Source organism: Microbacterium sp. Clip185 (genome assembly GCF_028743715.1).
Taxonomy (GTDB): Bacteria; Actinomycetota; Actinomycetes; order Actinomycetales; family Microbacteriaceae; genus Microbacterium.
Window position 1 is genome coordinate 1,515,538 of the sequence record NZ_CP117996.1, and the last position, 12,184, is coordinate 1,527,721.

At 68.0% G+C, this 12,184-nt stretch carries 12 protein-coding genes and 4 tRNA genes; 7 read left to right on the plus strand and 9 right to left on the minus strand.

All coding sequences use genetic code 11. The features are described from left to right. Positions 1 to 3: 3 nt before the first annotated feature. From PQV94_RS07270 to PQV94_RS07280, 3 genes are all read right to left on the minus strand, one after another. Positions 4 to 1,209: a thiolase family protein gene (locus tag PQV94_RS07270; protein ID WP_274288086.1), complete on the minus strand. Its 1,206-nt coding sequence runs from the start codon at positions 1,207 to 1,209 to the stop codon at positions 4 to 6. 73 nt (positions 1,210 to 1,282) lie between these two features. Next, positions 1,283 to 2,479, minus strand: coding sequence for a ribonuclease D (locus tag PQV94_RS07275; RefSeq protein ID WP_274288087.1), 1,197 nt, complete (start codon positions 2,477 to 2,479; stop codon positions 1,283 to 1,285). Next, positions 2,472 to 3,059, minus strand: coding sequence for a DUF3000 domain-containing protein (locus PQV94_RS07280; RefSeq protein WP_274288088.1), 588 nt, complete (start codon positions 3,057 to 3,059; stop codon positions 2,472 to 2,474). The genes PQV94_RS07275 and PQV94_RS07280 overlap by 8 nt, the downstream gene beginning before the upstream one ends. 25 nt (positions 3,060 to 3,084) lie before the next feature. Between PQV94_RS07280 and PQV94_RS07285 the strand changes: the two genes are divergently transcribed. Next, positions 3,085 to 4,308 (plus strand): alpha/beta hydrolase family protein, encoded by a 1,224-nt coding sequence (locus PQV94_RS07285; RefSeq protein WP_274288089.1) that lies wholly within the window; start codon positions 3,085 to 3,087, stop codon positions 4,306 to 4,308. Here PQV94_RS07285 and PQV94_RS07290 read toward each other — a convergent pair. From PQV94_RS07290 to PQV94_RS07300, 3 genes are read right to left on the minus strand one after another with little or no spacing between them, the layout of a single operon-like run. Beyond that, positions 4,277 to 4,987 carry a dihydrofolate reductase family protein gene (locus tag PQV94_RS07290; RefSeq protein WP_274288090.1) on the minus strand — a complete coding sequence of 237 codons (711 nt, stop codon included), beginning with the start codon at positions 4,985 to 4,987 and terminating at the stop codon, positions 4,277 to 4,279. The two genes, PQV94_RS07285 and PQV94_RS07290, sit on opposite strands and share 32 nt — an antisense overlap. Before the next feature lie 2 nt (positions 4,988 to 4,989). Further along, entirely contained in the window at positions 4,990 to 5,430 is a 441-nt protein-coding gene (locus PQV94_RS07295; protein ID WP_274288091.1) for a SufE family protein, read from the minus strand. Between the two features lie 24 nt (positions 5,431 to 5,454). After that, positions 5,455 to 6,357: a sulfurtransferase gene (locus PQV94_RS07300; protein ID WP_274288092.1), complete on the minus strand. Its 903-nt coding sequence runs from the start codon at positions 6,355 to 6,357 to the stop codon at positions 5,455 to 5,457. A gap of 122 nt (positions 6,358 to 6,479) precedes the next feature. Here PQV94_RS07300 and zapE point away from each other — a divergent pair, with 122 nt between their 5' ends. From zapE to PQV94_RS07315, 3 genes are all read left to right on the plus strand, one after another. Next, positions 6,480 to 7,514 (plus strand): cell division protein ZapE, encoded by a 1,035-nt coding sequence (gene zapE, locus PQV94_RS07305; protein ID WP_274288093.1) that lies wholly within the window; start codon positions 6,480 to 6,482, stop codon positions 7,512 to 7,514. 193 nt (positions 7,515 to 7,707) lie between these two features. Further along, positions 7,708 to 8,934, plus strand: coding sequence for an ammonium transporter (locus tag PQV94_RS07310; protein WP_274288094.1), 1,227 nt, complete (start codon positions 7,708 to 7,710; stop codon positions 8,932 to 8,934). Positions 8,935 to 9,029: 95 nt separating this feature from the next. Continuing rightward, positions 9,030 to 9,491: a type II toxin-antitoxin system PemK/MazF family toxin gene (locus tag PQV94_RS07315; protein WP_274288095.1), complete on the plus strand. Its 462-nt coding sequence runs from the start codon at positions 9,030 to 9,032 to the stop codon at positions 9,489 to 9,491. A gap of 3 nt (positions 9,492 to 9,494) precedes the next feature. Here the strand turns inward: PQV94_RS07315 and PQV94_RS07320 are convergent, their stop codons facing one another. Together PQV94_RS07320 and PQV94_RS07325 are read right to left on the minus strand one after the other, a co-directional pair. Continuing rightward, complete coding sequence (locus PQV94_RS07320) at positions 9,495 to 10,151, minus strand: pentapeptide repeat-containing protein (RefSeq protein WP_274288096.1); 657 nt, start codon at positions 10,149 to 10,151, stop codon at positions 9,495 to 9,497. Positions 10,152 to 10,549: 398 nt separating this feature from the next. Beyond that, positions 10,550 to 10,625, minus strand: a tRNA-Val gene (locus PQV94_RS07325). Positions 10,626 to 10,773: 148 nt separating this feature from the next. Between PQV94_RS07325 and PQV94_RS07330 the strand changes: the two genes are divergently transcribed. From PQV94_RS07330 to PQV94_RS07340, 3 genes are all read left to right on the plus strand, one after another. Next, positions 10,774 to 10,846 (plus strand) — tRNA-Gly (locus tag PQV94_RS07330). Positions 10,847 to 10,901: 55 nt separating this feature from the next. Further along, positions 10,902 to 10,972, plus strand: a tRNA-Cys gene (locus PQV94_RS07335). A 26-nt stretch (positions 10,973 to 10,998) separates the two neighbouring features. Beyond that, positions 10,999 to 11,070: transfer RNA gene (locus PQV94_RS07340), tRNA-Val, on the plus strand. A gap of 219 nt (positions 11,071 to 11,289) precedes the next feature. On the opposite strand, the gene PQV94_RS07345 is transcribed toward PQV94_RS07340, so the two are convergent. Then, complete coding sequence (locus tag PQV94_RS07345; RefSeq protein ID WP_274288097.1) at positions 11,290 to 12,003, minus strand: alpha/beta fold hydrolase; 714 nt, start codon at positions 12,001 to 12,003, stop codon at positions 11,290 to 11,292. Positions 12,004 to 12,184: the final 181 nt, after the last annotated feature.

A 12,184-nucleotide genomic window follows, 5' to 3' on the forward strand; every position in this document is an offset into this window, starting at 1 on the left:
CACTCACTTCCGCTTCTTGCCGTCGAAGAACGGGTTCTCCCAGATGACCGAGCCGCCCTGCCCCAGCCCCACGCACATCGCCGTGAGTCCGTAGCGGACATCCGGCCGTTCGCGGAACTGCGCGGCGAGCTGGATCATCAGACGCACACCGGATGCGGCCAGCGGGTGTCCGAGCGCGATGGCGCCGCCCCACGGGTTCACACGCGGGTCGTCATCGGCGATCCCGAAATGGTCGAGCAGGGAGATCACCTGGATCGCGAAGGCCTCGTTCAGCTCGAACAGACCGATGTCGTCGATCGTCAGTCCCGCCTTGCGCAGGGCCTTCTCCGTTGCGGGGATCGGCCCGATGCCCATGATCTCCGGCTGCACGCCGGCGAAGGCGAAGGAGACGAGACGCATCTTGGGTTGCAGCCCGAGTTCCTTGACAGCGCCGCCGCCCGCGAGCAGGCCCATCGTGGCGCCGTCGGTCAACGGGGACGAGGTGCCCGCCGTCACACGACCGTGAGGGCGGAACGGGGTCTTCAGGGTCGCGAGCTGTTCCAGCGTCGTCTCGGGGCGGCGTCCCTCATCTTCGGTGGCGAGGCCCCACGCGCCGTCCGCGTCCTTGATCGCCACCGGGACGAGGTCTGGCTGGAACTTCCCGTTCTCGTACGCCGCCTGCGCCTTGTGCTGGCTGAGCATGCCGAACATGTCGCTACGCTCGCGCGTCAGGTGCGGGAAACGGTCGAAGATACGCTCCGCGGTCACGCCCATGTTCAGCGCTCCCGGGTCGACCATCCGCTCGGCGATGAATCGCGGATTCGGGTCGGCGTTGGCTCCGATGGGGTGACGCCCCATGTGCTCCACACCGCCGGCGAGGGCGACGTCGTACATGCCGACGCCGATGGAGCCGGCCATCGTGGTGACGCTGGTCATGGCGCCGGCGCACATGCGGTCGATCGCGAAGCCGGGAACCGTCATCGGCAAGCCGGCGAGGATCGCGGCGGATCGGCCGAGGGTGAGTCCCTGGTCGCCCGTCTGGCTGGTCGCTGCGATGGCGACATCGTCGATGCGGTCCGCGGGGACCTGCGGATTGCGCTCCATGACGCCGATGATCGTCTTGACCACCAGATCGTCCGCGCGGGTGTTCCAGTACATGCCCTTCTCGCCGGCGCGCCCGAAGGGCGTACGCATGCCGTCGACGAAGAAGACGTCCGAAATCTCGGCCACTCTGCCTCCAATGATCGGGGTTTCCTCCAACGTAGGAGGGGCTCCGGGCCGGAAAAAACCGGTTGGGTCGAACCTACGAAGCGCTCTCCGCCGCATTCTCGACCGATTGCACGGAAGCCACAAAAGCATCGGCGATCACCTGTGCGGTTTCTCGCACCTGCCACTGCCGGGCGCCGAGCGCCAGCAGTGCGGCGCCCACCGTGTCCGCGTCGATCGATGCCGGCGGCTCCCATGCCACGCGTCGCAGCAGCTCGGGGGTCAGCAGGTTCTCGGTCGGCATCGTCAACTCCTCGGCGCGCGCTTCGACGAGCGGACGTGCCGCCTTCAGTCGGGCGTCCGCCTCGGGGTTGCGGTCGATCCATGCGCGCGGCGGAGGCAGAGCATCACTGCCGACACGCTCCAGGGGGAGATCGGTCGTCGCGCGCCCCTCCTCGATCGCCGCCCACCAGCGGTCGAGCTCCGACCGGCTTGCGCGACCGGTGAACTCCTTCACCGCGGCAAGAGCGCGTTTGCTGTCGGGTGCGGCGGCGACGGCGGCGACGAGCGCGCGGTCGGGCACCAGACGACCCGGCGACACGTCCTGCGCGATGGCGAGCTCTTCGCGCGCCTGCCAGAGTGCACGGGCGATGGCGAGGTTGCGGCGCCCCCGCAGCGTGTGCAGACCGCTCAATCGCCGCCACGGATCCGTCCGCGGCGGCTTCACGGGCCGGTCGAGCACGGCCTGGAACTCCTCCTCGGCCAGCTCGGACTTGCCCTGTTCGGCCAGCTCCGACACGAGTACGTCGCGAACGTCGATCAGATGCAGCACATCCAGTGCGGCGTACTCGAGCCAGGACTGGGGGAGCGGACGCGTCGACCAGTCCGCCGCGGAGTGCGCCTTGGCGAGCGTGATGCCCAGCGTGTCCTCGACGACCGCCCCGAGCCCGACTCGGGCGTGTCCGAGAAGCCGCGAGGCGAGCTCCGTGTCGAAGATGCGGGGTGGCTCCAATCCCAGCTCCCGCAGCGACGGGAGATCCTGGCTGGCGGCGTGCAGTACCCAGTCCGCGGTACCCAGCACGGACTGCAGGGGCGCGAAGTCGGACAGGGCGGGCGGGTCGATGAGGAACACGCCCGATCCGCGTCGATAGATCTGCACGAGGTATGCGCGCTGCGAATAGCGGAAACCGGATGCGCGTTCCACGTCGACAGCGAACGGACCTTCACCCTCGGCGAGTCTCGCGATCGCCGACGTGAACTCTTCTTCGTCGGCGATGACGGAGTACTCAGGCACGGGATGAACCCCTTCCCCGGATCTGCGCGATCCCTTCCGAGCCGGGTGGGAGCCCGGCGAGCATGCATACCAATTCTGCCCATGCTTCGACGTGACGTTCGATCTCGCCCTCGGGAGACCAGGACGCCCGCAGCTCGATCTGCGCACCGTCGCCCTCGGCGGCAAGCGACCCGAAGCCCTTGGACAGGGTCTTGGTGGCGGTGCCGGATGCGGCGTGATAGCCAGCGCCGCGCGTCTGCAGGGCATCGACGAGCCAGGACCAGGCGACGTCTGCGACGAGCGGATCCGTGCCGATCTCCGTGTCAAGCGGTGCTTGCGCGAAGCACACGATGCGCCAGGGAGAGTCCCAAGGCTCTGGCTCTGTCACATCGTGCAGGAGGAGGAAGCGGCCGGTGCCGAATGCGGACTCGTGCTCGCCGGGCTCGGGACGTACATCGCCAGCCAGCGCGAACGCGGCGGGGGCGATGCCGGAGGGGGCGGGAATCTCGCGCACGACGAGGTCCTCGCGGAACGACACCTCGAGGATCCGCGCGACGGCGTCGTCGAGTGCAGACGCGGGTGCGGCTGGGTCGGAGGGCACGGCGACAGACTAGAGTGAAGCCACGATGTTGGACTCCAGGCGCGCCGCCCGCCATGGCGCCTCACCCACAGCCCTCGCCCTCTTCCGCGGCGCAGCCGTCGCCCTCGCGACCGCGACCGCGTTGTGCTCCGCTCTGATCGGGGCCGTCGCCATCCGCGTCGCGCGTCAGGTCGTGACGCCCGCCGGGCGTCGGGCAGACACCCGCATCCTTGCGCTCGATCCGGCGTCGCAGACGATCACCCTCGAGCGCAATGACGACACCGAGCTTCCCGGGCGCTACGGACTGTTCACCCGCGGCACCGAGGACTACGTCAAGCTCGGCAGCGTCCTCGCCGAGAACGAAGCGGGCGTCAAGCGCAAACTGCTCACACACGTCGGCCAGGATGCGCGGCTCTCCGCCGAAGCGGCCTTCAGCGGCTGGTACTTCGACCGCCCCGAACAGCTGCAGCTGCCCTTCACCTCGCAGCTCATCGGTTCGGCAGTCGGGCCGTGCCCCGCGTGGCTCTTCCCCGCGGAGCAGGAGACGGATCTGTGGTGCATCCAGATCCACGGCCGCGGCACGACGCGGGCAGAATGCCTCCGCGCCGTGCCCCTCATGCACGGCTTGGGGATCACGACGCTCGTCGTCTCGTACCGCAACGACGGCGAGGCGCCGCGCAGCCGCACGGGAACCTACGGGCTCGGTGCCACGGAGTGGCGCGATGTGGACGCGGCGATCGGATTCGCCCGCCGCAACGGCGCGCGCCGCATCCTGCTCATGGGATGGTCGATGGGGGGCGCGATCGCGCTCCAGCTGGCGCTCAGCTCGGCGCACCGCGACATGATCGCCGGTGTGGTGCTGGACTCGCCGGTGATCGACTGGCGTGTCGTGCTCGACTACCAGGCGGGCCTCATGAAACTGCCTCCTACGGTGACGAAACTCGCCATCTCTGCGCTCGAGTCGGACTGGGGGACGGCCTTCACCCGCACCGGAACGCCGATCCCGTTCGACCGCCTCGACGTCGTCGCCCGTGCGGACGAACTGCGCGACCCGATCCTGATCCTGCACAGCGACGACGACGGCTTCGTCCCCTCGGATGCGTCGCACAGCCTTCGTCAGGCGCGCCCCGACCTCGTCGAGCTCGAGGTCTTCGAGGTGGCCCGCCACACGAAGCTGTGGAACTACGACGCGCAGCGGTGGAGCAGCCGCATCCGGGAATGGGTGCGCGCGCACGGTCTCACGCCGACGGTCGAGCCCGCAGATAGCTGAAGCCGGAGTCGTCAACGAGCAGCCCATGCGGGGCTCTGAGCGCATGCCCTTCGGGAACGCGGATGAACGGCGCCGGCGCCGGCACGAGCTGCGGCGCAACGGACACACAGAACTCGTCGATGACACCTGACCGAGCGAATTGCGAGGCGAGCGTGGGCCCGCCCTCGCAGACGACACGCAGCCAGCCACGGTCGGCGAAGGCCGAGATGACGCGGGAGGGGTCGAGATCATCGCCCGGAACCGCGATGACATCGAGTCCGAGGCCGTCGCTGTTGTGCCTCACGGTGTCGGCATCGCGCTCCGCGCACACGAGGAAGACGCGGGCGGTGTCGTCGTCGGGCGCCAGCCGATGGCCTTCGAGTCGTCCCGTCCGCGTGACGATCGCCAGCCGGGTGCGCTTGGGCACGACGTACCGCTCGGCGCGCACGCTCTGAGCGCCCACCACGACGACATCGCTCCATCCGCGGATGACCCCGAGAATACGTCGGTCGACGGGGCTCGAGAGCGTGTCGCTCGTGCCGTCGGCACCCGTCGCCGAACCCGTCAACGACGTGATCATGTTGAGCCGCACCGACCGCTCCTCGGCCGGCTCGTATTCGGCGCGCAGCCACTCGAGACCCGTGTCGTCGCCGGCATCGATGCGCTCGAGCGGTCGCGGGATGACGCGCGTGAGATGCATCGTCAGGCGCCGCTCTTGCGCACGATCTGTCGCTTCGCGCGAAGGAGCATCCCGGTCATCCCCGCGATGCGCAGGGGAGAGACCGCTCGCGTCAGCCCGAGGCTCTGCGGGTAGTCGTCGGGTACGGCGAGGGCGTCTGCCGCGGTGAGACCGGTCAGCCCCTGGGCGAGGATGCTCGCGAATCCGCGCGTCGTCGGGGCCTCCGCCGGAGCCGTGGCGTGCATCGCGACGATGCTGTCGTCGTCGACATCCACGACGATGTACACGGGCGACTGGCACTCGGCGACCCGTTCGCACAGTTCGGGATGCCCCTCGTACTCCGCCGGGATGGGCGGCAGCTCCTGCGAGAACTCCAGAAGAAGCTGCAGGCGTTCGGGTTCGGCGAGCGCGAGGAAGTCCTCACGGATCTCGGCGAGCTTCTCGGGGAGGGCGCTGTCGGTCATCCGCGACATTCTCGCACGCGGCGTCTAGCGTCCGGGCACCTGGCCCGGCTCCGAGCCGGTGACGATGGGAACGCGCACAGCGCTGCCCCATTCGGTCCACGAGCCGTCGTAGTTGCGGACGTCCTCGAAGCCGAGAAGGTGCTTCAGCACGAACCAGGTGTGGCTGGAGCGCTCACCGATCCGGCAGTACGCGACGACCGGTTCGCCGTCGGTAAGTCCGGCCTCATCGCGGTAGATGGCATCCAGCTCGGTCCGCGACTTGAACGTGCCGTCCTCCGCGACGGCGCGCGCCCACGGCACGCTCTGCGCGGACGGGATGTGACCGGCGCGCAGCGCGCCCTCCTCGGGATATGCGGGCGCGCTCGTGCGCTCGCCCGAGTACTCCTCGGGGGACCGCACGTCGATCAGCGGGTGCCCGAGGTGTGCCAGCACGTCCTCCTTGTAGGCCCGCAGGATGCTGTCGTCGCGCTCGACGACGGGGTACTCGGTGTGCGGCCGGTGCACGGGATCGGTCGTGATCTCGCGTCCTTCGGCGATCCAGCGGTCGCGGCCGCCGTCGAGCAGCCGGACGTCCTCGTGGCCGAACAGCGAGAACACCCACAGGGCGTACGCGGCCCACCAGTTGTTCTTGTCGCCGTAGATGACGACGGTGTCGTCGCGCGAGATGCCCTTGCGGCTGAGGAGGTCGGCGAACCCGGCGCCGTCGACGTAGTCGCGCACGACGGGGTCGTTCAGCTCGGTGTGCCAATCGACCTTCACCGCACCCGGGATGTGGCCCGTCTCGTACAGCAGTACGTCCTCGTCGGACTCCACGACGACGAGTCCGGGCGTTCCCAGGCGCTCCTGCAACCACTCGGTGGTCACGAGTCGCTCCGGGTGGGCGTAGGCCGCGAACTTCTCTGAGGTGGAATCGAGGTCGACGGGCACGGGGTTCTCCTGTTCAGCCGGGGCGTGACAGACCCCGTAAAGTGGGGAAGTCGCCTGATCGAGCCTAGGTTCGTGTCGCCGCGTCCGCATCCACCCCGTAACCGTGTGACACAGGATTCCGCATGACTTCGCCCGCGCATCAGAACGCCTTCGTTCACCTCGCCGAGCGGTCTCCGCAGGTGACCGGCGCGGACATGGTCGCCTCTCTCGTTCCGCCGCCGCAGTTCGCCGACGCGAGCTTCGACACGTACCGTGCGGATGATGCCTTCCCCTCGCAGGCCGAGGCCAAGCAGGTCCTCCGCGAGTTCGCCGGGGCGGTTGCCGAGGCGCCGAAGCGCGGACTCTTCCGCCGCGCCCCCCGAGCACCCGAGCGCAAGCCCGGCGTGTACCTGGACGGCGGGTTCGGCGTCGGCAAGACTCACCTGCTCGCATCGATCTATCACGCGATGCCCGCGCGCCGGAAGTACTTCGGATCGTTCATCGAGTACACGGCTCTGGTGGGCGCTCTCGGCTACCAGCAGACGGTGGAACTGTTCCGCGGTTCCGACCTGCTGTGCATCGACGAGTTCGAGCTGGATGACCCGGGCGACACGATGGTGATGACGCGATTGCTCGGCGAGCTCGTCGCATCCGGCACCAAGCTCGCCGCCACCTCCAACACGCCGCCCAACGCGCTGGGCGAGGGACGTTTCGCCGCACAGGACTTCCTCCGGGAGATCCAGGCGATGTCGGCATCGTTCGAGACCCTGCGGATCGACGGTGTCGACTACCGCCAACGTGCCGTCGACGGTCATGCCGTCGTTCTGGATGCGGGCGCGTATGAGAGCGCGCTCGTCGATGCCGCGTCAACTGGTGTCGCCTCCGAAGACGAGTTCGCGGCTCTCATTGCGCACCTGGCAAAGGTTCATCCGTCGCGCTACATCCGTCTCATCGACGGCGTCACGACCATCGGGCTGCGCGATGTGCAGCAGCTGACCGACCAGTCCGCGGCCCTTCGCTTCGTCGCTTTCGTCGACCGCGCCTACGACGCGCAGATTCCCGTGCGGGCGACCGGCACGGCTCTCGACCAGGTCTTCGGCGATGAGATGCTCGCGGGCGGCTACCGCAAGAAGTACCTGCGCGCCATCTCACGTCTGATCGCCCTCACCCACTCCTGAGCGGCGATCCCTGGCGGGTTCCCGGTGTGAGGAAACCTGTTGTTTACCGTGGCGGGCGCGCTGTAACAAGGCCGAAACACCATTCGCGCACCGCTGGAATTCCTTCTCGACAAACTGTGGACGTCCTGAAGCACCGCTACCCGATCTGCGGTCCTCGGACACCTCGAGTAACACGACATGGATGAGGAATTTCATGGATAGCGGAAATCTCGCCTGGGCCGTCACTGCGACGGCACTGGTGCTCTTCATGACGCCGGGCGTCGCGTTCTTCTACGGAGGACTCGTCAAGGCCAAGAGCGTCGTCAGCATGATGATGATGAGCTTCGGCGCGCTCGGCCTGGTCAGCGTTCTGTGGATCCTCTACGGGTTCAACATGAGCACGGTCACCGACGTGATGCAGTTCTCGGGCAACCCCTTCTCCGACTTCGGTATGGGGTCGGTGGGAGACAACAGCCTCGTGGGCGCCACCTACGGCGCGACGTTCGCGATCATCACGGTCGCCCTGATCTCGGGAGCGATCGCCGACCGCGCCAAGTTCGGTGCCTGGATGATCTTCGCGGGTGTGTGGGCCACCGTCGTCTACTTCCCCGTCGCGGCCTGGGTCTGGGGCGGTGGCTGGATCATGCAGCTCGGCACGACCTTCGGCTTCTCGACCGAGGTCATCGACTACGCCGGTGGTACCGCCGTGCACATCAACGCGGGCGCGGCCGCCCTCGCCCTTGCGCTCGTCCTCGGTAAGCGCATCGGCTTCCAGAAGGGCATCACGAAGCCCCACAACGTGCCGCTGGTCATGCTCGGTGCGGCCATCCTCTGGTTCGGCTGGTTCGGTTTCAACGCGGGTGCGCAGGGCACCGCGGGACTGCTGGGTGCTGAGGATTCCTCCGTCGGTCTCATCATCATCAACACGCTGGGTGCGACTGCAGCGGCGATCATCGGCTGGCTCGTCGTCGAGAAGCTCAAGGACGGCAAGGCCACCTCGGTGGGTGCGGCCTCGGGCGCTGTCGCCGGTCTCGTCGCCATCACCCCCGCGTGTGCGAACCTCACGCCCGGCTGGGCGCTGCTCCTCGGTGTGCTCACCGGTGCGGTCTGCGCCCTGGCGATCGAGCTCAAGTGGAAGCTCGGCTATGACGACTCCCTCGATGTGGTCGGCATCCACCTCGTCGGCGGTCTGATCGGAACGATCTACCTCGGCTTCTTCGCAACCGAAACCGGCCTGTTCGTCGGCGGTAACTACGAGCAGCTCGTGGTGCAGGTCATCGCGGCACTGGGTGTTCTGGTCTACTCCTTCGTCGTCGCCTGGATCATCGGCTTCGCGATCGAGAAGACGATGGGCTTCCGCATCAAGAACGAGGACGAGCTCGCCGGCGTGGACTCCACGGTTCACGGCGAGGAGGGTTACTCGCTCGCCGAGCAGTCCTGACACATCGATTCCAGCGGGAGAGGGCGTCGCGGGTCACCGCGGCGCCCTCTCCTTTCGGTGCCTGCGGCATCCGTCGGGCTGGATAGGCTGGCCCGATGGGTCTGCTCTCCCGCCTCGGCCGCGGTGTCCTGCGCCTGGTGCGCCCCGCGCCGTCGTCGCAGACGTACGAGGTGGATCCCCGTTCCATCGACCGGCTGAGGCTTACGTACGCACCGCGTCCCGATGGGATTCCGGATGCGGGGGAGATCGTCTGGACGTGGGTGCCCTACGCCGAACGCGACGGGCGCGGCAAGGACCGCCCCGTGCTCGTCGTGGCGCGTCAGAGCCGCGACCGCGTGTACGCGGTCAAACTGACCAGTCGCGCACACGCCGGCTCGGATGCCTATGTGGCACTGGGTGCGGGCGGATGGGACCCGCAGCGTCGCCCCTCGTGGGCGGACATCGATCAGCTGTACAGCGTGTCGCATGCCGGTCTGCGTCGCGAGGGAGCGACGCTCGACGCGGCACGCTTCGCTCGTGTCGCCGACGCGTTGCGCGCCCGGTTCGGCTGGCGTTGAGTTTCAGTCGTCGCTGATCGATAGGCCCACGTGCGCCGCGAGAAGCGGTGCCAGCTGCAGGGCCTGATCGTGCGTGATCGTGGCGCCGGACAGTTGGCCGACGCCCGCGACGGATGAGAGCGCTGCGCCTCTGAGATCGACATCCGCCAAGACCGCCCGAGGCAGCTCGAGCGAGGCGATTCGCGTGTCGGTGAACCGCACCCGCCGGCAGCGTGCGTCGGCCAGATCGAGTTCGTCGATGGCGCAGTCGGTGAACTGGACGTCGAGCAGCTCAGAGCCGCGCAGGTTCACGAAGCCGAGGCGGCATCCCATGAAGTGGATGCTGCGCAGCGAGCTGTCGTATGCGGTGAGGGCGCCGATACGGCCGCTCAGATGCGCGTCGGACCAGTCTGTGCCCGCGGCATCCATCACGGGAACGTCCAGCGCTTCGAAGGCGACCTCGAGCAGGCCCGCGCCGCGCATGTGCAACTCGGGGACGGCGAAGCGGCCGAAGCGGACCCCGTCGAGCCTGGCGTCGGTGAGATCGGTGGGGGAATGCCTCTCGACGGTGACTCTCACGCCCGTCACCGCCGCCCCGGCGCGCAGCTGTCCAGGGCTGCCCTCCGCGAGGTCGTCGAGGTGCAGGGTGTTCAGCTGCGGGGGCGCCGGCGGAAAGGCCATGCATTCATCCTGGCGTGTGCCGTTCGGATGCGCGAAGAGGGATGTCGATCCGTGAGTGCTCGCCGATATCCTCGCGTCATGAGTGAGAGCAGGCCGCGAACACGGAGGTCGCTTGTTCGCGGCCTGCTCTGGGGAGCGCTGGCGGTCATCACCGCGGGGATCCTCTTGTTCATCACGACGTCCAGTCAGGGAGCGTGCTATGACTCGGGCACCGACGCCGACGCGAGCTACTGCACCAGCGGACCTGTCGTGGGCGCGACCGGGGTGTGGATCCTCTGGACTCTTTGGGCGCTCCTCGCCGCCTATACCGGCTCCCGGGTACTTCGGCGAGGATCTCCGTGACAAAGACGCGGGGTGGGGCGGAAACACGAAACCCCCGGCTGTACCGGGGGTTTTGATGGTGGGCGATACCAGACTCGAACTGATGACCTCTTCCGTGTGAAGGAAGCGCGCTACCAACTGCGCCAATCGCCCGTGACCCGTGGGGCCGAGAATCGAGCATACCGGATGCGGACACGCTTCGTTGACCACACGGCGAGACACGCGCGGGCCCGTCTCGGTTTTGCGAAGCGTCGGAGTTGGGATAGTGTTTTCCAAGTGCCCGAGAGATCGGGAACGAAATGCGGATGTAGCGCAGTTGGTAGCGCATCACCTTGCCAAGGTGAGGGTCGCGAGTTCGAGTCTCGTCATCCGCTCGAGTGCGGGGATCTCCCTCCGGGGAGATCACGTCACGTGGGTCGAACCACACACGGTGGCGTGGCCGAGCGGCTAGGCACCGGCCTGCAAAGCCGTTTACACGGGTTCGAATCCCGTCGCCACCTCGCCTACAACTGAACAGCCTGTATAGGCGCGATTGGCGCAGCGGTAGCGCGCTTCCCTGACACGGAAGAGGTCACTGGTTCGATCCCAGTATCGCGCACCGAAGAACCCCCGGTCATCCGGGGGTTTTCTCGTTTTCGGGCTGGATTCTGCGCAGAAGCCCGGTTACTCGGATCCTTACGGCGCGTGGGGTGCCTTCGCGATCCAGGCCATCACAGGCTTCGCGCAGATCATGCTGCTCTGACCCGCCCCATGCGGTTCGGATGCGGTGAGCCCGCCCGGCGCGGCAGAGCGCCGGACGCCGGACGGGCGCGGTGCGTCAGGCGAGTTCGGCGAGAGCGGTCTTGATCAGCTCTGCGACGGCGCCGGGGTTGGAGACCATCACCGAGTGTGAAGCACCATCGATCACACGGGTGCCGCGTGAGCCCGCACGCTCCGCCATGAACGCGAGCCCTGCCTCGGGGATGTTCTTGTCGCCCGTGCCGTACACGAACCACGACGGCAGCGTCTTCCAGGCCGGGGTCTCGGCGGGCAGGCCTTCGCCGAGCGCGTAGTCGCGAATAGGACGCTGCGTGAGGGCGGACAGCTTGGCGACCTCGAGCGGCACATCGGCGGCGAACTGGTCGGGGAACAGTGCACGGTCGACGACGAGGTCATTGGTGCCGTCGCCGAGCGGATACGGGCGCACGCGCTCACCCAGGGTGCTGCCCGGGAACTGACCGGTGAGGTCGAGAGCGTTCTCGCCGTGGTCGGGTGCGAAGGCCGCGACGTACACGAGTCCCTTGACCTTGCCGTTTCCCGCGCCGGCCTCGGTGATGACCGCACCGCCGTAGGAGTGGCCGACGAGCAGTACGTCGCCGGGCAGCGAGTCCACGAGCCGACGCACGTTCTCGGCATCCGTGGTGACGCTGCGCAGCGCGTTCGGCGTCGCGATCGCGTCGATGCCCGCATCCTGCAGCAGGGTGAGGACGCCGTTCCAGCTCGATGACTCGGCGAAGGCGCCGTGGACGAGGACGACGGTGATATCGGACATGGGTGGGTTCTCCTCAGGTTCCTGTGCTCGCTCGCGAGGCGCCCGACGGCGCGGCGGTACGGCCCGAAGCTACAAGCGGTGGTGGCCGCCCGCATCCGCTCTGAGTCGGAATCCGCCCCGCTCCCTGACGAGCCGCGTCCCAGCCTCGACGCGAGTCGAAGCGACTTCCGTCACCGCGCGG